General features: G+C 55.5%; 23 protein-coding genes. 8 read left to right on the top strand and 15 right to left on the bottom strand.

Annotated elements, in window-relative coordinates; translation table 11 throughout:
* Window position 1 precedes the first annotated feature (1 nt).
* The 3 genes from ABJ205_RS03930 to ABJ205_RS03920 form a co-directional block, all read right to left on the bottom strand.
* Window positions 2-2,230 carry a BamA/TamA family outer membrane protein gene (locus tag ABJ205_RS03930; protein WP_348160711.1) on the bottom strand — a complete coding sequence of 743 codons (2,229 nt, stop codon included), beginning with the start codon at window positions 2,228-2,230 and terminating at the stop codon, window positions 2-4.
* A gap of 7 nt (window positions 2,231-2,237) precedes the next feature.
* Window positions 2,238-3,083: an arginyltransferase gene (locus ABJ205_RS03925; protein WP_348160712.1), complete on the bottom strand. Its 846-nt coding sequence runs from the start codon at window positions 3,081-3,083 to the stop codon at window positions 2,238-2,240.
* Between the two features lie 276 nt (window positions 3,084-3,359).
* Window positions 3,360-4,613 carry a threonine ammonia-lyase gene (locus ABJ205_RS03920; RefSeq protein WP_348160713.1) on the bottom strand — a complete coding sequence of 418 codons (1,254 nt, stop codon included), beginning with the start codon at window positions 4,611-4,613 and terminating at the stop codon, window positions 3,360-3,362.
* An 88-nt stretch (window positions 4,614-4,701) separates the two neighbouring features.
* On the opposite strand from ABJ205_RS03920, the gene ABJ205_RS03915 reads away from it, so the two are divergent.
* Both ABJ205_RS03915 and ABJ205_RS03910 read left to right on the top strand, forming a co-directional pair.
* Entirely contained in the window at window positions 4,702-5,601 is a 900-nt protein-coding gene (locus ABJ205_RS03915; RefSeq protein WP_348160732.1) for an NAD(P)-dependent oxidoreductase, read from the top strand.
* Window positions 5,602-5,615: 14 nt separating this feature from the next.
* Complete coding sequence (locus tag ABJ205_RS03910; RefSeq protein ID WP_348160733.1) at window positions 5,616-7,259, top strand: amidohydrolase family protein; 1,644 nt, start codon at window positions 5,616-5,618, stop codon at window positions 7,257-7,259.
* Window positions 7,260-7,265: 6 nt separating this feature from the next.
* Here ABJ205_RS03910 and tatC read toward each other — a convergent pair whose 3' ends face one another.
* The 9 genes from tatC to ABJ205_RS03865 all read right to left on the bottom strand — a co-directional run bounded on the left by tatC (window position 7,266) and on the right by ABJ205_RS03865 (window position 15,030).
* The gene (gene tatC / locus ABJ205_RS03905; RefSeq protein WP_348160714.1) at window positions 7,266-8,123 is read right to left on the bottom strand and encodes a twin-arginine translocase subunit TatC; all 858 of its coding nucleotides are present in this window, start codon (window positions 8,121-8,123) and stop codon (window positions 7,266-7,268) included.
* 9 nt (window positions 8,124-8,132) lie between these two features.
* The gene (tatB, locus tag ABJ205_RS03900) at window positions 8,133-8,552 is read right to left on the bottom strand and encodes a Sec-independent protein translocase protein TatB (protein WP_348160715.1); all 420 of its coding nucleotides are present in this window, start codon (window positions 8,550-8,552) and stop codon (window positions 8,133-8,135) included.
* 65 nt (window positions 8,553-8,617) lie between these two features.
* Window positions 8,618-8,854 carry a twin-arginine translocase TatA/TatE family subunit gene (locus ABJ205_RS03895; protein ID WP_348160716.1) on the bottom strand — a complete coding sequence of 79 codons (237 nt, stop codon included), beginning with the start codon at window positions 8,852-8,854 and terminating at the stop codon, window positions 8,618-8,620.
* Window positions 8,855-8,968: 114 nt separating this feature from the next.
* On the bottom strand, window positions 8,969-9,643 hold the full coding sequence (gene scpB / locus ABJ205_RS03890; protein ID WP_348160717.1) for an SMC-Scp complex subunit ScpB: 675 nt from the start codon (window positions 9,641-9,643) through the stop codon (window positions 8,969-8,971).
* Window positions 9,643-10,428 carry a ScpA family protein gene (locus ABJ205_RS03885; RefSeq protein ID WP_348160734.1) on the bottom strand — a complete coding sequence of 262 codons (786 nt, stop codon included), beginning with the start codon at window positions 10,426-10,428 and terminating at the stop codon, window positions 9,643-9,645. The genes scpB and ABJ205_RS03885 overlap by 1 nt, the downstream gene beginning before the upstream one ends.
* Window positions 10,429-10,508: 80 nt before the next feature.
* Window positions 10,509-11,531, bottom strand: coding sequence for a beta-N-acetylhexosaminidase (nagZ, locus tag ABJ205_RS03880; RefSeq protein WP_348160718.1), 1,023 nt, complete (start codon window positions 11,529-11,531; stop codon window positions 10,509-10,511).
* A gap of 124 nt (window positions 11,532-11,655) precedes the next feature.
* Window positions 11,656-12,408, bottom strand: a complete 753-nt coding sequence (locus ABJ205_RS03875) for an SPOR domain-containing protein (protein ID WP_348160719.1) — start codon at window positions 12,406-12,408, stop codon at window positions 11,656-11,658.
* Between the two features lie 43 nt (window positions 12,409-12,451).
* On the bottom strand, window positions 12,452-14,200 hold the full coding sequence (argS, locus tag ABJ205_RS03870; protein ID WP_348160720.1) for an arginine--tRNA ligase: 1,749 nt from the start codon (window positions 14,198-14,200) through the stop codon (window positions 12,452-12,454).
* A 179-nt stretch (window positions 14,201-14,379) separates the two neighbouring features.
* Window positions 14,380-15,030, bottom strand: a complete 651-nt coding sequence (locus tag ABJ205_RS03865) for a hypothetical protein (protein WP_348160735.1) — start codon at window positions 15,028-15,030, stop codon at window positions 14,380-14,382.
* Between the two features lie 109 nt (window positions 15,031-15,139).
* Between ABJ205_RS03865 and ispH the strand changes: the two genes are divergently transcribed.
* Genes ispH through rnhA form a run of 3 tightly spaced genes read left to right on the top strand, consistent with a single transcriptional unit; the run spans window position 15,140 to window position 17,611 of the window.
* Window positions 15,140-16,138 (top strand): 4-hydroxy-3-methylbut-2-enyl diphosphate reductase, encoded by a 999-nt coding sequence (gene ispH, locus ABJ205_RS03860; RefSeq protein WP_348160721.1) that lies wholly within the window; start codon window positions 15,140-15,142, stop codon window positions 16,136-16,138.
* A gap of 12 nt (window positions 16,139-16,150) precedes the next feature.
* On the top strand, window positions 16,151-17,119 hold the full coding sequence (locus ABJ205_RS03855; protein WP_348160722.1) for a homoserine kinase: 969 nt from the start codon (window positions 16,151-16,153) through the stop codon (window positions 17,117-17,119).
* A gap of 30 nt (window positions 17,120-17,149) precedes the next feature.
* Window positions 17,150-17,611, top strand: coding sequence for a ribonuclease HI (rnhA, locus tag ABJ205_RS03850; protein WP_348160723.1), 462 nt, complete (start codon window positions 17,150-17,152; stop codon window positions 17,609-17,611).
* Window positions 17,612-17,688: 77 nt separating this feature from the next.
* Here rnhA and ABJ205_RS03845 read toward each other — a convergent pair whose 3' ends face one another.
* The 3 genes from ABJ205_RS03845 to ABJ205_RS03835 form a co-directional block, all read right to left on the bottom strand.
* Window positions 17,689-17,865: a YegP family protein gene (locus ABJ205_RS03845; protein ID WP_298464512.1), complete on the bottom strand. Its 177-nt coding sequence runs from the start codon at window positions 17,863-17,865 to the stop codon at window positions 17,689-17,691.
* A gap of 65 nt (window positions 17,866-17,930) precedes the next feature.
* Window positions 17,931-19,055 carry an FAD-dependent oxidoreductase gene (locus ABJ205_RS03840; RefSeq protein ID WP_348160724.1) on the bottom strand — a complete coding sequence of 375 codons (1,125 nt, stop codon included), beginning with the start codon at window positions 19,053-19,055 and terminating at the stop codon, window positions 17,931-17,933.
* A complete protein-coding gene (locus ABJ205_RS03835; protein WP_348160725.1) occupies window positions 19,052-20,056 on the bottom strand; it encodes an alpha/beta hydrolase in 1,005 nt (334 codons plus the stop codon). The genes ABJ205_RS03840 and ABJ205_RS03835 overlap by 4 nt, the downstream gene beginning before the upstream one ends.
* Before the next feature lie 145 nt (window positions 20,057-20,201).
* On the opposite strand from ABJ205_RS03835, the gene ABJ205_RS03830 reads away from it, so the two are divergent.
* The 3 genes from ABJ205_RS03830 (at window position 20,202) to ABJ205_RS03820 (ending at window position 23,652) form a co-directional block, all read left to right on the top strand.
* Entirely contained in the window at window positions 20,202-20,681 is a 480-nt protein-coding gene (locus ABJ205_RS03830) for a prepilin peptidase (protein WP_348160726.1), read from the top strand.
* A 109-nt stretch (window positions 20,682-20,790) separates the two neighbouring features.
* Window positions 20,791-21,906, top strand: coding sequence for a Flp pilus assembly protein CpaB (gene cpaB, locus ABJ205_RS03825; protein WP_348160727.1), 1,116 nt, complete (start codon window positions 20,791-20,793; stop codon window positions 21,904-21,906).
* A 96-nt stretch (window positions 21,907-22,002) separates the two neighbouring features.
* Complete coding sequence (locus ABJ205_RS03820; RefSeq protein WP_348160728.1) at window positions 22,003-23,652, top strand: type II and III secretion system protein family protein; 1,650 nt, start codon at window positions 22,003-22,005, stop codon at window positions 23,650-23,652.
* Window positions 23,653-23,670: the final 18 nt, after the last annotated feature.

Raw genomic sequence — 23,670 nt, 5'->3', positions numbered from 1 at the left:
ATCAAAAGGCCTGCCCCAAGCTGACATAGACGACAACGGGCGCGTCGGTTGGTGTTGGATTGAGAGGCGCGCCAACATCAACGCGGATTGGGCCAAAACTGGTCTTGTAACGAACCCCAACCCCGGCACCTGCGCGCACAACGTCAAAATCGGGCCGCGCTTCGCTTGAGATCGAACCAAGATCGAAAAACGGCACAACTTCAATCGCCCCGCCTAACAAGCCTGTTGGAATACGCGCTTCGACGGCAGCCTCGAGAAGCGAGCGCCCCCCTTCGGGTTCATCAAATTCGTTGCGCGGGCCAATGGCTTGGAATCCAAACCCGCGAACTGATCCGCCACCACCGGAATACAGGCGGCGCGACGGCGCGATATCAAGCAGATCCGCACCCGCAACGCTCGCTACAGCAAAACGAGCTGCTATCACCGTGCTACCAACAGGTTGATAGTAGCTGGCGTCCAAACGAGCGCGCAAATATGGTGAGTTCTCGCTCAAGCTGCGTGAGAATTCCGGCTCTGCGAAGAAGGAAACACGGTACCCTTGTCTGGGGTCGAGGAGATCGTCGCTGCCATCAATGGTCGCGCGGCCAAAGATGCCTCCGATCAGATATTCCTGACGCGGACGCGCAATGCCGTTGGTCACGCGGTTGCGCTCATCAGTATAGAGAAGCTCTGCCCCCAGTTGCCAGCTAAACGGCTTTTGGAAAAGCAGGTTTGAGACGCGTTCAAATGACCCTTGTAAAGCGACCGTGCGGGCATCGACCGCTTCGGTTTCGATATCGCTCGCGAATGCATCAACCGAGAGGACTTGATCGCGTCCGCGAAAATTGCTGCGCCGGAAAGTGATACTCGCCAATTGCTCGCGTGTACCGACGATACCGCGCACACGCAGTGCCCCCTCAGGCGGGAAGAGGTTGCGATGCTCCCATGCCGCTTCGAGTTTAAAGCCATCTTCGGTACCAAACCCGGCTGCTCCAGAAATCGTGCGTAGCGGGGCCCGCTCGAGCGCAACATCTAAGGCAACCTCGCCCGGATCATCTCCATCGGGCTGAGAAATCGCACGCGGCGTAATCGCGACCGAAGATACCAGGCCAGTTGCCAAGATCGCGCGGCGCAAATCAGCTTGCAAACTTGTTTGGTAAATATCGCCGGCTTCGAACCGGGCGATGCGTCCCAAATGTCGGTCTGAAAGGAAGTCGGGATCATCGCTGAGCACTTCACCAAATGCGAATTTCCCGCCCGTTTCAACAGGCAGTGTCAGATCACCCTCTTCTCTTGCATGGTCGATCAGAAGGTCGGGCTTGCCAAGATCGCCAAATGGATAACCGCTTTCCCCAAGGGCCAATCGAAGCTGGGCTTCGCCTGATACAATCGCATCAGCATAAACCGGATCACCAGACGCAATCCCAAACGCCTCTAAAAGCGGCCCGCGATCATCTAAAACAAGGCGCCCCAAAGCGCCCAGATCAACCGCGCCGAATACATATTGGGGTCCTGGCAGCACATCAAAGCGCACCTTTGGATCACGGTCGGCAGCGAGTTCATTGCCGAGATCGGCTTCATCAGCAAACCCACGTCTGCCACCTGAAAGCTGCCGAACAACCTCTCCGCTGTAATAGCCATAATTGCGCAGCATAGCGTCAAGAAGCTCTTCGTCAGAGCGCGCCCTTGCCGCGAGCTGTGGGACCGTATCTTCGCCGGTACCAAGTGCCTCAATCGCGGATAATGCGCGGAAGCGCGCGATAAATTCCTCTTCTTCTGGGAACCGTCCAGCCTCCGCTGGAAAAGCAAGGATTAGCTGATCGCTTAAGTCGAATTCAGCGAGATCCGGCAGGTCAACTAAGGTCGGCGCGTCGATATCGGCAAATGATGGGCGGTCGGCATCCGGCGAGAGAACCTCAGGCTCAGCAACGTCTAAACGATCGAGCGTCCCATCAATGTCGAAAACCTGAGCAGGTTCTTGGGATAGATCAGCCTCAGCCATGTCCGCTTCCGGTCCGGCGGTGTTGGCCTGTGATGGCCCGTCGCGGCCTCGTGTGGCCCAATCTTCAGCGTTTTCCGTTGCATCTTCAGGGATGAGATCGTCGAGCGTTTGACCTGCGAAACTTTCGGAAGGAGACGAGCTTTCCGATTCAGTAGACGAGCTCTCTTGTCCGGCTGCCAAAGTGCCGGTCGCAAGCAGTCCAGCCGCAAAGCCCGTTTTCAGGGCTAGTCTCAGTCTCAGTGCTTTCAAGTAGCGATCAACTCGCAGAGAATTTGACAGGCTGTCCGTCTTTACCCCGTGCGCCAGTAATTGCGCCATCTTTTTCGCTGCGAGGAGCGGTTGCTGCGGCAATCAGACGGCTTTGTTCACTCTCGTCCATCCGGCGCCAACCATCGCGTGTGAGCTGTTCCAGCGGGCGATACCGCACTTTGTATTGCATCCGCGGTGACCCATCGACCCAATAACCGAGATAAACATAGGGCAGGCTGCTTTCTGCCGCACGTTGGATATGATCGAGAATGATAAAGTTACCCAGGCCCGCGCGCCCTTCATGATCAGGGTCATAAAATGAGTAGATCATCGAAAGACCATCGCCCTGACGATCTGTCAGACATGCCCCGATAAGCTTGCCTGGTTCGCCGGTTTCCGTCGGCTCACGGTATTCCACCAGAGAACTCGTCACAGGCGTATGCTCGACCATGTCGGCATAATCCATTTCGTCCATCGTCGACATGCCGCCATCGGGATGGCGCATGCTCAAATATTTGGTCAGCAATTCAAACTGTTCGTCGGTCGCCCAAGGGCGGCATTCCGTCACAATCAGGTCACGGTTACGTTTGATTTCGCGTTTTTGTGTACTTGATGGTTTGAACTCATTCGCCACCACGCGAACCGAGACGCAGGCCTGACAATCCAAACAGCTTGGGCGGTAGGCCACCGTTTGACTGCGGCGAAAACCAATCCGGCCAAGCGCCTCGTTCAGCTGATCTGCGTGTGCACCCTTAAGTTCTGTGAACACTTTCCTTTCGCTGCGCCCCGGAAGATAGGGGCACGGCGCCGGACTTGTCACGAAGAAGCGAGGGAAGCGAATTGGGGCCGTCACGGGTTGGGCTCTTCGTCCTCTAAAGGGGAAGGTGGAATCAGCAATTGCTGCGTTAAGACATTCTTATGCCTATTTGCGCGGGCCGGTAAAAGGGCCTTAACCAAAAATCACGGTGAATTTTGTCTTACTTTGCACATGACTGGACGCAAAAAGGAACCAGATCGGAGCATTGATTCACGATCACAACGACGCCCGTCGCTTTGTGGGACGCTTCACCTGTTAGCAATTAGCGCGGGGCCAATAGTGCAGGCTCTGCAAGACCCTGTATCAAGCGAATCAGTTAAGCTCGACGACATCCACATGATATCGCGCAGCGCGCAACGCCTCGACCAATTGCTCAACCTGCTGCGCATCTCTCGCCTCGCATTCGATATCGGTGATGAGGCCCTTTGCGGGGAGCGTCGTAAAGATACGTTGGTGATAGATTTCAATGATGTTGACGTTGTGGTCGTCAAACAGACGCATCACTTTGAACAACGCGCCGGGGCGATCTTGCAAGGTCACACGCAACCGCGCCAACCGGCCCTGCCGTGCAAGATCACGCAGCAGTACGTTCGCAAGGAGGCGCGTGTCGATATTACCCCCGCACAGCACCAAACCGACTTTCTTACCGGCAAACCTATCCGGATTGTCGAGCACAGCGGCAAGGCCAGCCGCCCCTGCCCCCTCGACAACGGTCTTTTCAATCTGAAGCAGAAGAGACACTGACTTTTCGAGCACCGGCTCGCCAACAAGGAGAATGTCATCGACTTTGCCTGCAATCACTTGAGAGGTGAAATGGCCAGGTTGTTTAACGGCGATCCCTTCAGCCAGCGTGTCACCGCCGCAAGCGCGGTCTTCGCCCTTAAGCTTGGCAAACATGCTTGGGTACAAGGCTGCCTGCACACCGACAACTTCGAGATCAGGTGACAATGCGCGCGCAACGGTCGCCATGCCCGAGATAAGCCCGCCGCCGCCAATTGGGGTCACAAGGCAATCAAGGTCTGGCTTTACGTCCAGCATTTCCAGCGCCACGGTTCCTTGTCCTGCTGCAACATAAGGATCATCGAAAGGGTGGATGAAAGTAAGCCCGCGTTCCTCTTTCAAATCGCATGCATGGGCATAGGCGTCATCAAAAGTTTCGCCTTCAAGCACAACATTCCCGCCAACACTTTCGGTCTGCATGACTTTTACAGTTGGCGTGGTCTTAGGCATGACAATAGTGACCGGCACACCCAAACGGGTCCCGTGATAGGAAAGGCCTTGGCTGTGGTTACCCGCCGATGCCGCGATCACACCGCGCTTCTTTTGCTCTTCGGTCAGTTGCAGCAATGCGTTCAATGCACCGCGTTCCTTATATGCGGCGGTAAATTGCTGATTCTCAAACTTTAGCCAGATTTCCGCGCCGGTAATCTCCGACAGCGTCTTGGAATGCATCATCGGCGTATTGACCACAGAGCCTTCAATTCGCGCGGCTGCTGCCCGAACAGTTTCAAGCGTGAGGTCGGCAGGGGTTGCTTCACAGGTGAGGCTTGCGTTTGGTGCATTCATGATGAGTTCGCCACTAGGCTCTCTCAATCGCATGAGCAACCGCGATTGCCTTGGCAATTGTGTAGCAAAGCTATTAGGTCCTCAACTTATGGATAAGAGCTTCAAGATCGCCTTTATTGGGCTGGGCGTGATGGGTGGCCCAATGACGGGACACCTCGCCCGCGCTGGCTTTTCAGTTGCCGCATACAATCGTTCACCACAACGCGCAGATAGTTGGCGCAAGACCTGGGACCAAGAGGGGCTCGAGGTTGCTTTTGCAGATACACCTGCAAACGCCGCCCAAGGCGCGGATGTGGTTTGCATTTGCGTTGGTAATGACGAGGACTTGGCAAGCGTCACAACATCAACCGGCGGCGTTTTGGAGGCAATGAGCGAAGGCGCGCTCCTCATTGACCATACCACCACTTCTAGCGATATGGCCCGCCGCTTGGGCGGTGTGTGCGCGGAAAGATCAATCGCCTTCGTCGATGCGCCCGTAAGCGGCGGGCAAGCCGGCGCACAAAACGGCCGGCTCGCGATCATGTGCGGCGGTTCGGACGAAGCGATGGCGCGGGCAACTCCGGTGATGGAAGCCTACGCCAAATCAATTGTGCATGTCGGTCCAATCGGCGCTGGCCAAACTGCAAAAATGGCCAACCAAATGTGTATCGCGGGCGTCCTTGGAGGGCTGTCCGAAGCGATCCGGCTGGCGCAAGGCGCTGGCCTCGATCTTGATAAGACTTATGAGGCGATTTCCGGGGGTGCGGCGCAAAGCTGGCAAATGGACAATCGCTGGGCCACCATGGCCAACGATGAGTTCGAATTTGGATTTGCCGTGGATTGGATGCGCAAGGACTTGGGCTATGCTCTCGATGAAGCAAAGCGTCTTGGGCTTTCATCTCCGATCTCATCTCTCGTTGATCAGTTTTATGCCGAGGTGCAAGCTTCGGGTGGCTCGCGCCATGACACCAGCTCGCTCATTTCACGACTTCCAAAAGCGAAATCCTAATGCAGAAACTTTCCATGATCCGATCCTTTCTGGTCGCCGGCGCCGCCCTTATCGCTGCCCCAGTATTAGCCGACACAGTTGTCTACAACGTCGATGGCGTCACCATCGATGAAGAGGGCAAGGTTAAGCGCTTTACCGAACTGGTGTTCGATGATGAGGGGCTCATCACCCACGTTCTGGAACGCGGTGAAGAGCGTCCTGAAGGCATAGATTTCGCCATGGACGGCAAAGGTCAGGTAATGCTGCCAGGCATGATCGACGCGCATGTCCATGTAATGGACATTGGCTTTGCTGCCCTTACCCTCGATTTGTCTGACACAAACAGCCTTGAAGAGGCGCTTGCCAAAGTGGCCGAGTTTGCTGAGGCCAATCAGGGCCGACCGTGGATACTTGGGCGCGGCTGGAATCAGGAAAAATGGGGTCTTGGCCGTTTCCCAACAGCGGCAGAATTGGATGCGGTTGTTTCCGATCGCCCCGTGTGGCTTGAGCGCGCCGACAACCACGCCAATTGGGCCAACAGCATCGCGATGGAGCGTGCCGGGATCAATTCCGACACCCAAAGCCCCGAAGGTGGCCGCATTATTCGCGATGCGAGCGGCAATCCAAGCGGCATCTTCATCGACAACGCGATTTCCTTGGTTGGCGGCAGCGTTCCTGCCCCTCGCCCAGAAGACCGCGATGCCGCGTTCGCGATGGCACAGCAAAAATTGCTAGCAAATGGCATCACTGCGGTGGCCGATATGGGCACGCCGGTCATTGACTGGATGACTTTCCGCAGATCCGCCGACCGCGGCAACTTGCGGATTCGGATCATGTCTTATGCCGATAGCCCAGAGGCGATGGAACTTATTGGAGGCCCCGGCCCAACACCGTGGCTTTACGAGGACAAATTGCGCCTCAACGGTATCAAGCTTTACGTCGATGGCGCGCTGGGTTCGCGCGGCGCGACCTTGAAAGAACCGTATCACGATGAGCCGACAACACGCGGCATCGCGATCACATCCCCGGCGCAATTGCGCAACCGGATGAGCCGCGCCGCGCTCGACAATTTCCAGACCGCCGTTCACGCAATTGGCGATGCGGCCAACGCCGATGTCCTAATGGCAATCGCTGAGCTGTCTGAAAGCTATAAAGGCGATCGCCGCTGGCGCATTGAACATGCGCAAATCGTCGATCCCGCTGATCTTCCCCGCTTTGGTGAGCATGGCACTATTGCCTCGATGCAACCGCTTCACCAGACAAGCGATATGTTTATGGCCGAAGCACGCCTTGGCGATGATCGTTTGGGCGGCGCGTACGCATGGAAGAGCATTATCGACGTTGGCGGCCGCATTGCCTTTGGCTCTGATGCGCCAGTTGAACCCGCCGATGTCTTTGCTGGTATCGCGGTTGCAATCAGCCGTACCGACCAAAATGGCAATCCGTTTGGCGGATGGCGCGCGCATGAAGCGGTGAGCCGCGAGCAAGCGCTCGCAGCGTTTACCTCTGATGCGGCCTATGCTGGATTTGCAGACGGGAAATTTGGCCGATTGGTGCCGGGCGAAAGAGCAGATTTCCTGTTCGTCGACCGCGATCCGATGCTCGCCTCGCCGACACAGATCCGCGAGACCGAAGTTCGCGAAGTGTATCTTTCAGGCGAGCGCGTGTTTGCGCGCTAAATCGAATTATTGAGCGGGCTGATCGCTCGGATCGGATGTGGTTTCAGGGCCAGTTTCAGCGTCAACTTCTGCTTCACCCTCCGCATCATCGGCATCGATTGCATTCTTTTTCACGCCCCGCTCTTGTAGGCGCATGAGAAGAAGTGACCCTTCAAACAAAAGCAGCAAGGGCACGGCGAGGATAACCTGCGTGCCCGGGTCAGGCGGGGTCACAAGAGCGGCAATCGCCACAATCCCAACGATCACATAGCGGCGCGCGGCGACCAATTGCGCCCGGGTCACAATCCCTGCGCGGTGCAGCAGCATTAGCAGCACTGGAAGCAGGAACGTCAGCCCAAAAGCGAGGATGAACTGCATCACCAGACCAAGGTATTCACCTGCCGCTGGGAGCGCTTGAACCGTAAGTCCGCCTGCCTCTCCTCCAAATCCCAGGAAGAAAAGGAAAGCGAGTGGCATAACCACATAATAGGCGAGCGCCGCGCCGCCGATAAACAGTACCGGTGTTGCGATCAGAAATGGTAAGAAGGCCTTCTTTTCCTTTGCATAAAGACCTGGAGCCACAAACGCCCAAAGTTGATTGGCGATGATCGGAAAGCTCACCATAAAGCCTGCGAACAGCCCGATTTTCAGCTCGACAAAGAATATCTCGGGAAGCTTCGTAAAGATCAGCTGCCCCTCCCCTTCGGGAAAGGCATCCTTTAACGGCTGGACGAGAAAACCGAGGATCGGATCGGCGAAATAAAAGCACACACCAAAACCAATGAGCAGCGCAAAGATCGCGCGCATCAATCGGCTGCGCAGTTCAATCAGATGATCGAGCAAAGGTGCCCGGGTTTCGTCAATGTCTGTGACTTCGAATGCCAAAACCGCCGCCTAATCTTGTGACTTCGCCGGGGTCTCCGGCGGCGATGGTTTGGCATGATTTGGCGCAGGCTCAGCCTCAGCTGGAATATCTGGGGCCGGTGTCTTGGCGACCGCGCTCTCCGCATCAGCAGAAGGCATTTCCACCGGAGGCGGCCCGGTCATAGCAGGCTCACCTTTGCTGACTTCAACGTCAGCTGCGGAGCGCTTCATGATCTCCTCATTTTGCGCCTTCCACTTCTTCTCCATGTCTTCGAGTTCAGCTTCGCGCACCATGGCATCCAAACCAGTGCGGAAATGGGAAGAAACGCGGCGAACCTTTCCGATCCAACGTCCTGCATGCCGCATTGCCAAAGGCATATCCTTCGGCCCGATCACAAGGACCGCGACGATGATAATCACCAGAAGCTCTGCTGCGCCGATGTCAAACATTGCCTAAAGGACTTTCGGACTTTCAGATAACACGGACATTGACCAAACACGCCCGTTCAGGGGCATCAATTAGAGGCTTCGCTCTTGTCTTTTGCTTTGCTTTCGCTCGCCTCTTTGGCAGGCGCTTCGATCTGCGCCTTCGTAGAATCCTTGGCTGTATCGTCTTCGCTCATGCCCTTCTTAAAGCTTGAGATGCCTTTGCCAAAATCACCCATCATTTCGGAAATACGACCGCGCCCAAACAAGATCAGGACGACCACAGCAAGGATAAGGATTTGCCAGATACCGACTTGGCCAAACATAAGGTTTCTCTCTTCATTGCCCTGTGCAGGACGGGGTTACACACCTTGATATAGGCACTCTCTCGCATTCGCGCCAGTGAGGACGGTAATTCTTATGGAACTTCGGCCAAAAATTCAGTCTGGATTGTGGCCTTCCAACCCTTCAGCCCCGGCTTCGCACTGATGTTCCAAACCTATCTCCGCGACATCTTTTCCTTCGTTTTCCTCCGTGCCTGCGGACATTGCTTCTTCAAATGCGTCATCTACAGGATCGAGAAGACCCGAGGCACGCAGTTCATCAATACCAGGTAAGTCACGGCGTGAACCAAGCCCGAAATGGTCTAAAAAGTCCGGAGTCGTGGCATAGATTACCGGGCGCCCAGGCACTTCGCGGCGACCAGCGAGCTTGATCCAACCTGCTTCCATCAACACATCAAGCGTGCCCGAACTGGTTTGAACCCCGCGGATCGATTCGATCTCGGCGCGGCTTACTGGTTCGTGATAGGCAACAATCGCAAGTACCTCGGTCGCAGCGCGGCTGAGGCGGCGAACTTGTTCTTTCTCGCGGCGCAAAAGGTGGGCCAAGTCGGCAGCCGTTTCAAAATGCCAACGTTTGCCTCGCTCGACCAAACGCACACCCCGGTTTTCATAATGGTGTGCAAGCGCCTGTAATCCGTCGCGGACCAAACTTTTGTCACAATCACCCAAGTGGGCAGAAATCTGATCGATAGTGAGTGGCTCTTCGGCGGCAAAAAGGGTCGCCTCAAGACCTCTCTCTAGCTCGTCAGGTTCACCGTTTAGGTCCGACATCAGCTTTCCACTTTCTCTTTGAGACGGCGGATCCGCAGAGGTTCAAAAGCACCTTCTTGGTCAAGCTCTGCGCGGCCAAGCCGTGCAAGCTCCAATGCAGCAACGAAGCTCGATGCCAAGGCTGATCTGCGTAATTCTGTGCCCGCGTGCTTGGGAAGAAAATCGCGGATTTCCATCCAGTCAAGCGTAACACCCAGCATCGCGGACACACGGTCAAGCGCGCTGTCGAGAGTCATAACCGGCCTGTCAGAGACATGATAGATTCGAGGCGCCGTGCGTGCCTTTACTTGGCCATATGCCTGGATCAGCGAAAAAGCATCGGACTTCCAAAGGGTTTTACGATCCGTGCGCAACCCTTCTGGATTTCCTCGCAGGAATATATCGCGTCCGATCCTATCACGCCCCAAAAGCCTTGCCGCTGCCTCACGCATCGCCCCTAGGCGTTGCAGGCGTAGCTGCAGCCGAATAGCAAGCTCTTCAGGACTTGGATCCTCTTGCTCGTCTTTGGGCAGAAGGAGTGAGGATTTAAGGAAAGCAAGCCATGCCGCCATCACGAGGTAGTCGGCTGCAAGCTCCAGTCGTAGGTCCTGCGCCCTTTCAATATAGGTAAGGTATTGATCCACGAGAGAGAGGATTGAAATCTGTTTCAGATCAACCTTCTGCCGCCGCGCAAGGTCAAGCAATAGGTCGAGCGGCCCCTCCCACCCGTCAAGCTCCAGATAAAGCGCCTCTTCACCCGGTTTTGCGCCCTGTTTTGCAGGATCATCGTCCCAACCGTCCGGCATGATCGCGCCGGGCTCGGAGGTATTCATACCACCGCCGGTAAGCATGAAGCCGTCTTCCGCCTCGATCGTCATTGGCGGGCTCATGCAGCTTCGCCAGCAAGGGCGAGAAGCTCATCGCGTTTGGCCAGAAGGTCGGCCGCCTCATCCGCGATATTGTCAGCCACAAGCGTGCCCGCAAGCGCACGATCAAGGCGCCCTGCCGCCTGCTCGGAAATGCTAGGCGCACGTTCACAAATTCCTTGCATGTGGTCCATCTTGGCCCAACAATTCAGCACAATGTCGCAACCCGCCGCAATCGCGCGTTCTGCGCGTTCAGGCACCGATCCATCCAGCGCTTCCATGTCGATGTCATCGGTTAGCAGAAGACCGTCAAACCCAATTTTGCCGCGGATAATCTCGCGAACGATCTTTTCGGAAAAGGTGGCCGGACTGACACCGTCCCAGACTGGAAATTTGAGGTGCCCAGTCATCCCGATCAATGCTGAATTGAGCTTACGAAAAGGAGCAATATCCGCCTCTAGCTCATCTGACCTGGCATGTACCGTAGGCATTTCTTTGTGGCTATCAACACTCGATCGGCCATGACCTGGCATATGTTTGATACAGCCCGCGACGCCGCCTGACGCCAATCCATCAAGAATTGCACGGCCAATCGCGGCAATTTGCATCGGATCATGGCCCAAAGACCGGTCGCCGATCACGTCATGAGCACCCTTTTGACGAAGGTCCAAGGGTGGATGATAGTCAACCGTTATGCCCATCGCCGACAGCTCCAAAGCCATCGCCTTTGCACCTGCACGCGCTGCTTCAATCGCGCTTGCCGGGGCCAGTTGATACAATTGGTCAAACGCTTCGCCAGATGGATAAGCCGCCCAGTGCGGCGGGCGAAGGCGTGCAACACGTCCGCCCTCTTGATCGATCGAGATCAGAAGTTTGTCCCGGCTATGCAAGTCGCGCAGTTCATCGGTCAATGCTCGCAGCTGTTCGGGGCTCTCACAATTGCGGCCAAACAAGATGTAACCCGCAGGGTTAGCTTCGCGGAAGAACGCTCGCTCTTCCTCGGTCAACTTTGTACCAGAACATCCGAATATTGCCGGAACCATGGGCGAGAGATTTGCAGGGCTCAGCTAATCAGGCAAGCGCTGTAACCATCCATTGTGGTTTTTTGCGGGGAAAGATACGCGAAAGGCGGGGGAAACCGCCATTCACTGCCAAAAATGAGGCCGATCAACCCTTAACTTGGCAATCAATGCCATCGGATTTGAGGTTTGCGCAAAGCTGATTGGCCGCTGCACGATCGCTTGCAACCGCTTGGAGTCGATAGACGGTGCCAATATCAACTACGCCTTTCTCAATGCGGTAACGCAAGCCAGACAAAGCATCGGTGCGGCGGCTCAGTTCATTCCAACCTTGCTCGGCGCGTGCCCGCGACGAATAAGCGGCAAGTTGGACGCCAACACCGCTGCGTGAGGTAGCCGCGTTCGGCTGCGCACCCGACTGGCCTGAACCATTTGCTCCAGCAGCAATTGCGTTGGCAGAGCCAGATGTTGCACCATTTTGGTCAGTGCCGGTTGCTGCACCAGCGGGATCAGCATCGCCACCATTGCCGCTTGTGTTCATCACACCTTCGGGCGTGCCACCTTCTCCGACAACTGGAGCGACATTGCCCGTACCCGCGAACTCTTTGCCGCCGGGGTCATCGGGACGTTCTTTATAAGGGCCTTTTGGCGCTTCGATGACGCTACCATCAGCGACCTGTGTATCGTCGGTGGTTTGGTTGCCAAAGATCCAAACTGTGCCAACCGCCAAAGCCAGAATGCCAAGCAGAATGAGTGCAAGGATTATGATCTGCGTATTGTCTACGCCTCCGGCGCCACCGTCGTCTTCGTCCGCCTCAAGCCAAGGCAGGCTGTCATCATCAGACAGGTCAAGTTCACCCTCACTGCCTTCGACTTCTTCAAATTCGGCGTCGATAATCACGGCTTCGTTCCCCTGGAGTTCAGGCGCTCACTCGCCCGACCCATTACATTCTGTCCACTGCCTCCACGCCAAGCACGCGCAGGCCATTACGCAGAACTTGCCCGATTGCTGCGGCCAGGAAAAGCCGAGATTGCGACAAACGAGCATCCTGTTTCACAATGAAGCGTTTTTGCGTGTTAGTGTTACCCAAAGAATAGAAGGCATTAAGGTCTGTTGCCAAGTCGTAGAGGTAAAATGCGATCCGGTGTGGCTCTCGCGCCTTTGCCGCCGCTTCGACTTCGCGTGGGAATTGCGCCGCGCGTTTGACAAGCGCGATTTCCTCTTCGCCCAACCCATCAAGATCGTCGGCTGAAGGCTCAAAACTCTCTTCTTGAGAAGCCTTGCGCAAAGTGGATTGGATTCGTGCATGCGCATATTGGACATACCAGACAGGATTGTCCTTTGACGCCTCAACCACTTTGGCGAAGTCGAATTCCATCTGTGCTTCGGGTTTACGCGTCAGCATAGTAAACCGCACAACATCGCGGCCCACTTCTTCAATCATCTCGGCAATGGTGATGAAGTTGCCAGAACGCTTGGACATTTTGACAGGCTCGCCGCCGCGCATCAATTGAACCATCTGCACCAATTTGACGTCAAATGGCGTTGGCTTGCCCTTCCCTTCGGAAAGTGCTGCGACGGCCGCTTTGATCCGTTTGACGGTCCCTGCGTGGTCCGCTCCCCAGATGTCGATCAACTCGTCTGCCACATCCGCCTTTTGCATGTGGTAAGCAAGATCAGCGCCAAAATAGGTCCATTTCCCGTCCGATTTCTTGATCGGGCGGTCTTGATCATCGCCAAATTTGGTTGAACGGAAGAGAGGAAGCTCCACTGGCTCCCAATCTTCGGGAGGCGCTTTGCCCTTAGGCGCTTCGAGCACACCATCATAGACAAGGTCTTGTTCACGAAGCCATTTTTCTGCTTCATCAGGCTTACCCGCCGCATGCAAAGCAGCTTCGGAAGCGAACACATCGTGATGGATACCCAGCAAAGCGAGGTCCGACTTGATAAGCTCCATCATCTGCGTGACGGCATGCTCACGAAATATTGGCAGCCACTCGTCTTCGGCTGAATCCTTGTGCTTACGCCCAAGTTCTTTCGCCAGAGCCTCACCCACCGGGACAAGGTAATCACCCGGATAAAGCCCTTCGGGAATAGTGATCTCATCACCAAGCGCCTCGCGATAGCGAAGATGCGCAGACCGGGCGAGCGTATCGACCTGACCGCCAGCATCATTGATGTAATATTCGCGTGTGACCTCGTGCCCGGCAAGTTCAAGCAGGCTCGAAAGCGCATCGCCAACTACAGCGCCCCGGCAATGACCCATATGCATCGGACCAGTTGGATTGGCGCTGACATACTCGACATTGACGCGCGTGCCTTTGCCCATATCAGAACGGCCATAATCGCCAGCAAGCGCCGTAATCGCAGCCAACTCATCAAGCCACACCTGCCCCTCGAGCCGCAGGTTGATAAAGCCGGGTCCGGCAATCTGTGCGCTGAGAATACCAGGTGCCGCTTCAAGCTTTGTCACAAGAGCTTCGGCAAGAGCTCTGGGATTGGTCTTAGCAGGCTTTGCCAAAACCATCGCCGCATTGGTTGCCAAATCGCCATGCGAAGGATCGCGCGGCGGCTCAAGCGTAACGTTCTTGAATGAAACGTCCGCAGGCAGAATGCCGTCCGCGACAAGTGCGCTGAGCGCTGTGTCAATTGTGCCGCTAAAGGCAGTGTAAAGGGTTTGCATATCAGTCATCTCAACTGCGCCGTTAGCGCAAAGGGTGCGAAGGAACAAAGGGAAAGGGTCAAACCGCAAAAGGCTCGCAATTGATCGGCGCCAGTTAAGCACCGCCAAGGCGGCCGCGCACCTGCTGCAGGTCTATGAAATGAAGCAAGTCTGGCGATTACGAAGGCGTCTATCAGCCTTCGGCAAAATCAACGCGTTGCGTTGTACGCCAATTGCGATTCGGTCAGCTGGAATCCAACCAACATCTCAAACCGAGTGCGTTGAATAGCTGCCCTTACTTCGGGTGCAGACAGCGGATCAAGCGCCGCATCGGCATCGCCAGCCCGTCGCTTGCGCGTGATACGTTCCCGAATATCGTCAGGAAGAGTCGCCGCAGAACGATCAACGAACGAGCCAGCCCTGGCGCTTGCTCTTGCGCGGTCTTGGCCATCGGCAAAGGCAACGGTGACTTGACCCACTCGCTTGGTCACAACCGCACTGCTTCCCTGAAGGACCGTCACAAAATACGGCAGCGTCACAGTACGTGCACCGCGAGTATCAGTCCGGCGTACAAGAACGTCGAATGTCGCCTCGGAATAGATTTTTTCGCCTGTATCATCGCATGATGAGCGCAGGTTGGTCATCGCCGCGCTCACATCTAGATTCCTTTGAGTTTGCTCGCCAGCCGCGCGGAAAGTGGTCACATCGCCAGTGTAGTCGGGAATTCCCACAGTTGGGCAAGATGAAAGCACAGCAGTAATCCCGACACCCTGGTTAATCACCAGATCACCTTCACTAGCACAACCAGCCAGCGCAGCGGCTCCAACAAGAGCAGTAATAGCGGATTTGCGATGCATCATGGTAAGCTGTGATCCCTCGAAATTCATTTGTTGCGCGTACGTAACGCAAATTGTCCAAAGCCTCATTAGCCCCTAGCGAGCCATGCAGCAAAGCGCTAGGGGGTCTTATATGAACGCGCCTATAACCCGTGATACACGAGCCGATGCAGCTCGCGATTATGTCCAAATTTCGGCAGAACCGCTCAATCTTCTCATCGCTGCGCCGCGCGGATTTTGCGCAGGCGTAGACCGAGCGATTGAAATTGTTGAGAAGGCACTCGAACTTTACGGCGCACCCGTTTTTGTTCGGCACGAAATCGTCCACAATAAATATGTCGTCGAAGGCCTAAAGGCCAAAGGCGCGATCTTCGTAAAAGAACTTGACGAAGTGCCGACCGATGCGCCGGTCGTCTTCAGCGCGCACGGCGTCCCAAAATCTGTTCCTGCCGAAGCCGAGCGGCGCAATATGATCTATGTCGATGCGACATGCCCATTGGTATCGAAAGTCCATCGTCAAGCGGAGCGTCAGCTTGAAAAAGGTCGTCACATCATTTTTGTCGGGCACGAAGGGCACCCGGAAGTGATCGGCACGATGGGCCAAGTTGAACCGGGCCAAATGACACTGGTTGAGAATATTGAGGACGTGGCCAAGCTGCCATACGATAGTGATGAACCGCTTGCCTACCTTACTCAAACAACGCTTTCCGTGGATGACACGCATGAGGTCATTAATGCGCTGATGTCGCGCTATCCCAATATCAGCGGTCCTAAAGCCGAAGACATTTGCTATGCGACATCTAATCGTCAGGCGGCGGTCAAGGAACTCGCAAATGACTGCGACTTGGTACTTGTTGTTGGCGCGCCAAATTCGTCCAACTCGCTTCGCCTTGTAGAAGTCGCCGAACGGCTGGGAACGCCGGCCAAATTGATCCAGCGCGCGGATGAAATCGATCCGGCATGGCTCAGCAAAGTAAACACAATCGGGCTTACGGCAGGTGCTTCAGCACCGGAGGTATTGGTCCGCGAAGTGGTCGACGTGCTTGCCAAACTGCGCCCGCTCAATGAGCAAACGATCAAGACAGCGGAAGAGAAGATGACCTTCAAACTTCCGCGTCAGCTTACGCAATAGGTAAGGTTTCCTTTGGCCGTTTACACACATCTCGGCGCTGAGGATTTGGCTGCGCTTATTGCGCAGTATCCGGTTGGTCCGCTCGTTTCGGCCAAGGGTATTGCAGAAGGCGTATCCAACTCAAACTGGTTGATTGACACTGCGGGTCAGGATGCTGACGGTGCTCGTTTCATTCTTACAATGTATGAGCGGCGCATTGAGCTTGAGGACCTACCCTATTTCCTCGGGCTATTAGATCATCTGTCAGCCAATGATTGCCCAGTGCCGCGCACAATTCATGACAAGAATGGCGCCGCGTTTCGGATGCTGGATGACAAAGCTGTCGCATTGATAGAGTTTTTGCCCGGGATCTCCCCCACAAAACCAGATGCGCCCCAAGCCTTCGCCGTGGGAAAAACCCTCGCAAAAATCCATGCAGCAAGCCAAAGCTTTGACTTATCACGCGAAAACACCATGGGCTTTGCGCAGAACTTAGCTTACCTTGAAACCTGCGGGTTGGAAATACTGGCATCGATCAACCCCGATTTGCCTAACATCTTAGGCCCCGCACGCGAAGCTGCTGAGTTAGACTTGTCCGCCCTCCCCCAAGCCCAAATTCACGCCGATCTTTTCCCGGATAATGTGCTCATGCTTGGCGACAATGTCACAGGGCTTATCGACTTCTATTTTGCTTGCACAGGGCCCATGGCGCTGGATTTGGCGGTCACGCATGCCGCTTGGTGTTTTGACGAAAACGGCATCTACATACCCGATCTCGGAGACGCATTGCTTGCAGGTTATCAAAGTGTGCGCCCTCTTGCACAGCCAGAGAAAGACGCGTTGCCGGAAATTGCCAAGGGTGCGGCTATCCGATTTATCGCTAGCCGCGCGGAAGACTGGCTAGATACGCCTAAAGACGCGCTTGTGACACGCAAAGACCCCATGCAATTTGTCTCACGCTGGCACTGCTATAACGAACACGGCGCTGATATATTTGCATAAAGACGAAGGTTGAGGCACACGGCGCGAACCATGGAAAAACCACCCAAACACGTTGAAGTCTTCACCGATGGCGCATGCAAGGGCAATCCCGGCCCGGGTGGTTGGGGCGCGCTTTTGCGCATGGGCCGCCATGAAAAAGAGCTTTCAGGCGGAGAAGAGGACACCACCAACAATCGCATGGAAATGATAGCGGTCATTGAAGGGCTCAATGCCTTGATCGAGCCCTGCTCTGTCGACGTTTATTCAGACAGCAAATATGTTATCGATGGGATTACAAAATGGGTCCACGGCTGGAAAAAGCGCGGATGGATCAATGCCAGTAAGAAGCCAGTTCGCAACGCAGATCTTTGGCATAACCTGATCGACGCAAGCTCGCGTCACCAAGTGTCATGGCACTGGGTAAAAGGCCACTCGGGCCACGCCGAAAATGAGCGTGTCGATAGCCTTGCAAGCGATGCAGCAGACCGGATCGCTGCAGGTGAGCCTTCCTGAAATGAAAACGGGCCTGAAATGAAAACGGGCGCACCGTTTTCGGCACGCCCGCTCATCAACTTACTAAAGTTGGAACCTTAGCTGTTGTCTTCGACTGGTGCGCCGGGGCCATTTTTCTTGATCGAATCGATCGCGTTTTGTGCCGACGACTTGCTGGAATAGCCTTGGGTCGAGAACATCACTTCGCTGTTATAGCTGAAGCGTACGCGGAATTCGTCGGCTTTGTCTTTATAAATTTCAAACTTGTGAGCCATGGTTTGTCTACCCTCTCATTTGTCTTGGAACTCAACAGACATCATACAGATCACATGCGTTCTGGCTAGAGCGCCGCCATGGCTTTTTGGTTGTAAAACCGCAATGGAGTGTAAACTCTTGCATCAATTGCGCGCGTGGTTTCGTCTCGTTCTAGGCCGAATGTCATTTGCGCCATTAGGCGGGCCGCAGCAGGCGCAGTCTGGATTCCAAAGCCTCCTTGTCCCGCGAACCATAGAAAGTTCGCAACCTCAGGGTCGGGACCATAGATCGGGAGGCGATCTGGCGCGAAGCTTCTAAGCCCAGCCCAGCGCCGTTCTACCGCTTTGATGCGCCAATGAGTGGCACGCTCAAACGAATCGATAGCGCGCGCGACGTCGAGTTCTTCAGGGGCCGCGTCGCATGGTTCACAGGGTGTTTCGTCATGAGGGCTAAGCCAGAGGCGGCCATTGTCTGATTTGAAATAAAACTGCCCCGAAATATCGAGAACAAGTGGCATGTCATCTGGTACGCTGGGGCCAACACGCAATTGAGCCACTGTGCGGCGATAAGGCGTGATGCCGACTAGCCGTGCACCCGCCATTTGCGCGACCACATCGGCCCAGGCGCCGCTTGCATTGACAAGTTTGGCTGCGCGAAACGTTTCCCCACCGCTGGTTTTGATCTGCCAGCCCCCGCTTTCGCTAATAAGTCGAACGACGCGTGCGCGGCATTCCATTTGGGCACCTGCTGACTTGAATGCCTTTAGATAGTGCTGGTGCAGGCCCGCTACATCGATGTCTGCACATGCTTCTTCATAGATCGCATCGTTCCATTCCTCCCGCAGAAACGGAGCGTGAGCATGCGTCTTTGCGCCTGCGATGCGTTCAATAGTTACCCCGCTCCCCGCGAAACGCTCTTCGAATTCATCAAGTTTCGGGCCGTCTTCTTTGCGGCCGATATAAAGCGCTCCGCGCTGGCGAAGAAATCCGCGTTCTCGCAAGTATTTGCCCGATGCGAGCGTCAGGGGCACCACGCCTGGCCCGCCGTAGCATTCCTCCCAAAACGCCGCCGAACGCCCAGTCGCATGGTAGCCTGGCGCCTCTTCCGCTTCCAGCACAAGCACCTTTGCGAAAGGAGCCAATTCTGCCGCAAGGCTGGCGCCTGCCATCCCTGCTCCGATAATTGCGAAATCGTAGAGTGTTCCGGTCATTGAGGCGGAGCGACCTCGCCAAGGAATTTGGCGACTGCGACCATAACGCTCGCGCGCACAGCATCTGTTTCGCGCAGGACCTCATGATGGGCATTTTCCCCCAGCTCAAACATGCGTCCGTTTGGAAGCCGCTCTACCGCGCGAATATTGGCCGGGTGGCTTACCAGCTTATCGTTCGAAGTGGATGCGATAAGAACCGGTACTTCAACGCGCTCCATCGCGCCCGCCGCGTTGAGCGCTCGGCACGATGAATAAGCTCGTTCAACCCAGTGCCAACTCGCAGGGCCCATCACCAGTTCTGGTCTAGCATCACGCCAGAATTGCTCATCCGCATAACGGTCCGTGTCATGAGTAAGAAGGTTAATCCGTTCCTTGGGAAGTTCCCCGGGTTTCTCGCTCCATTTCCATGCCTGGCGGGTCGGGTCACCAATCCAAGTCATCAGCTTGGCCGCAAAGTGTTGCACAATGATAGGGACAGACGGCCCCTGCATTCCCAACATCGGCGCGCTGAGAAATACAGCCTTGGGAGGCACTTCTTGATCAAGCTTACCATCAACAAGCGTACGCATAATAACATGGCCGCCCATGGAGTGACCCGCGATTATATGGGGCCCGGGAACCTGTTTCACCCAGCTTCGCCAAAGAAAGGCAAGGTCATCGGTCCAAGTCGAAAAATCATCTATATGACCAGTGTAGGGATCTTTGCTCAAGCGGCCCGATCCTGCCTGCCCGCGCCAATCTGATGCGGTCACTCGCCATCCGTCGCGGTGCCACTCCTCTAAAGTCTCAAGATATTTTTCATAGCAATCGCCGCGCCCCGGCAAAAACAGGATCGAACCGCGCGTTGGCTTTGTTCTAGCAATGGAAGTGCCGGGCCAATCAATCCGGCGAACCTCGTGCCCATCTTCGAGACGCCACGTGCTCTCAATTGCCTCAGGGGGAATTGCGCGTCGATCAATGGGACCATCCGTGTTTCCACTATGTGGATCATCTTGTGTCATTTGTTCATTCATAATTTTCGCACGCGGTCCCGGGCCATTGATCGTGGTTACTATTTGGTAAGCACTCGGCTGTAGCACACCTCGCAAGACACAAAGTTGGAAGGCCATCTCCCGGCTTTCGCCAACACCTTGTCGAGGGGCACTTATGTTGATGACTACTATTCAATACGGACTGCTGATTGCCTTGGCAATTGCGCTCCTCTACGCCGCGTTTACGGACGTCCGTTCGCGCACAATCTCCAACTGGCTAAACCTAAGCATAGCTGCTGTTGCTCCTGTTTTCTGGTGGGCAAGCGGCCTTTCGTTTTGGCCTGATGTCGCCATTCAATTGGGCATTGCTGTTGCCGCCTTCGCGGTCTTTGCGGGAATGTTTGCACTTGGGATGATGGGCGGCGGCGATGTAAAGCTCCTTACCGCCCTTGCGCTTTGGATCGAACCCAGTGCCTTTTTGCAGTTGTTGCTCGTCATGGCCGTTGCAGGCGGCATTCTGACCGTTGCGATGGCCGCAGTACACGCAATCCGCAAACAGAAGGAAAAGCTCGCCATTCCATATGGAGTCGCGATTGCCATTGGCGCCTTCTGGATATTGATCCCCCGCCTCAGCGAGTTTCCGACAATTGCCTGAAACTCCACAAGAGCGCGGGCTGGAAACCCGATCTTAACTACTTTGATCGTATCTAACTCAAGCATACCTGCCCGTAATGTCACGGGCCCACGAAGGGGGCTAATTAGCCATGGATAGGAAGAAACTGGTTCTGTTGCTTGGTGCACTCGTTGTCGCGATCGGCAGCGCATTCCTTGCACGCAGCATGTTCGCAGGCGACGCAGCTCCGTCTGCCGAAGCCCAAGCTGAGCCAACAGGACCTAAGGTTCTTGTTGCAAACCGCGCATTGCCTGCAGGCACAATCATCACCGCTGATGCCATGGGCTATCAGCAATGGCCGGAAGAGCTCGTACAGGACGCTTACTTTATTGAAGGCAATTCTGACATGAGCCAGCTTTTAGGCACTGTCGTTCGCTTCCCTGTAACGGCGGGTGAGCCTGTAACGCACGGTTCGCTTGTTCGTCCCGGCGACCGAGGTTTCCTCGCAGCAGCGCTCGGCCCAGGCATGCGCGCTGTTACTGTTCCTGTGTCAGCCAAAACCGGTGTTGCCGGCTTTGTTTTCCCAGGCGACCGCGTCGACATGGTTTTGACCCAAGCCGTTCAAGGCGAAGGCCGCGACCTTCAGGCAGCTGAAACTGTACTTCGCAACCTTCGCGTACTGGCAACCGACCAAACAACCGAACAAGTGACCGACCAAGAAGGCAAGACACTCGTTCGCGCGTTCCGTACGGTTACTCTCGAAGTTACCCCGCGTATCGCTGAAAAGGTGGCCGTTGCGCAAACCATCGGTGAACTCACTTTGGTTCTGCGGTCGATTTCGGACAATCAGGCTGAACTTGAGCGCGCGATCGCTTCTGGCGAGATTGAGATCCCATCAGACGCGACACCTGAAGAAGAAGAGCGCTTCCTGCGCACTGCGATGGGTCGCCCGGTTGAAGGCAAATCAACCTTCCAAACCGGCGGTGATGTCTCACGCTTCCAGCGCAAATCAATTCCGCCGCAAGACCAAGGTGGCCGTAACCGTGCCCCACAACGCACTCCAGCAGCGCCTGGTGTCGGTGCAAAGGTCAACGGTGCGCCTGTCTACAAGGGTCCATCGGTCCGCGTGACACGCGGCAAAGCAACCACAGAGGTTCCAGTGAGCGGGTCAATCACCGCTGCAACCGGTAACCTCAACAACACCGTTAGCCGGGGCGTTGGCCAAGCTGGTCAGACCGTTCCGTCCGCGCTGAGCACAATCCGGTAACGGGCTCGAAAGAGGACAAAAGCCATGCGAGCCTACACCAAAACGAACATCCACTTGGCCAATCCAGCCGAACGGGAATCCAGAGGGGCCCCAAAGATGAAAGCCAAATTTCTTAGCAGAGCTTTGCTCGCCGGAATTGCAATGTTGCCAATGGCGGCAATGCCAACCGGGTCAGCAACAGCGCAGCAAGTCGTTAGCCCGAATTCAGAGATCGTGCTTTCCATCGGACGCGGCGAATTGATCGCTGTACCGGGCGCAATGACCGACGTCTTTGTGGCGAACGAAAATGTTGCTGACGTTCAGATCAAATCTCAACGCCAACTCTATGTCTTCGGACGCGCAGGCGGTGAAACCACAATCTACGCCAGCAACTCTCGCGGTGATGTGATCTTCTCTGCAAATATCCGGGTTGGCAACAACATTGGCAGCATTGATCAAATGCTTGCTCTGGCCATGCCAGAAGCCAAGGTGAACGTTGCAACCATGGGTACGAATACGGTCCTTCTGACAGGGACGGTTAATGCTCCTGAAGATGCCGCCGAAGCAGAGCGTTTGGTGTCGGCCTTCCTTGGCGACGAAACGAATGTCATCACCCGCCTGAAAACGGCGACACCTTTGCAGGTTAATCTGCAAGTGAAGTTTGCTGAGGTCAGCCGCAGCCTTGTGCGTGCGGTGGGCGGTAACATAACTACGATTGATGGCGCTCAAGGAGGCTTCCGAGGCGGCGTCGGTACTGGCAGGGATCTTGTTGGTGAATCTGGGTTTAACACCGGCGGCCCGCTGAGCGTTGGCCCTGGGGCAGGCACTGTAACAGGCCAAAGCTTGCTTAGGGACGCCACCGGCGTTCCGATCCTCGATGACAGCGGCGCGTTTCAATTTGAAGATGTTGCAGGCAGCGCGCTTGGAACAAACGCAGGTGCAGGGACCACTATTGGCGGGCTGACTCGCTTGTTTGGACTTGATGTCCTTGGCGCTCTTGATCTTTCAGAACGCTTGGGTCTGATCACGACGATTTCACAACCCAATCTTACCGCACTTTCTGGTGAAACTGCGACCTTCCTTGCCGGCGGTGAATTCCCGATCCCAATCTCTCAAGGGCTAGGCAATGTTGCGATTGAATATCGGGATTTTGGTGTGAGCCTCGCTTACACGCCAACGGTGCTTGCCAACGGCCGGATTTCGATCCGCGTTCGCCCTGAAGTGTCTGAGCTTTCAACACAAGGCGCAGTTACCCTAAATGGTTTCCAAGTTCCTGCCCTCACAATCCGCCGGACCGAAACGACGGTTGAGCTTGGCTCGGGTGAGAGCTTTATGATCGCCGGTCTTCTGAGCAATAATGCCCAGAACTCATTGGACAAGGCCCCTGGCCTTGGCGATGTGCCGATCCTTGGCAATTTGTTCCGTTCGCGGTCTTTCCAACGGGGCGAAACCGAGCTTGTGATTGTTGTGACGCCATATCTGGTCAAGCCAGTAAACGAGCGTGACATCGTCTATCCAACCGATGGTTTCCGCGCATCAAGCGAATTGGAGCAATTGCTGCTCTACCGTGAAAGCAACGGCCAAAGCGGAGAAAAGCGCCCTGGCGCAACCGCTTCTGAGCCAGATGCTCCAGACCCACAAGTCAGCGCTGTTGACCCTGCTGCGATCGTGCCTTCGCGACCAAGCAAGCAGGACCGCCGCGCAGATAGCAGCCGAAACCGCAAGCGTGATGGGGCCGATGCTCCTGCGCCCGGCTTCAGCCTCTAAGCCCTCAGCAAAAAGGTT

Source organism: Erythrobacter sp. (assembly GCF_039988855.1).
Taxonomy (GTDB): Bacteria; Pseudomonadota; Alphaproteobacteria; order Sphingomonadales; family Sphingomonadaceae; genus Erythrobacter.
This window is presented reverse-complemented; position numbering and strand designations above follow the sequence as displayed.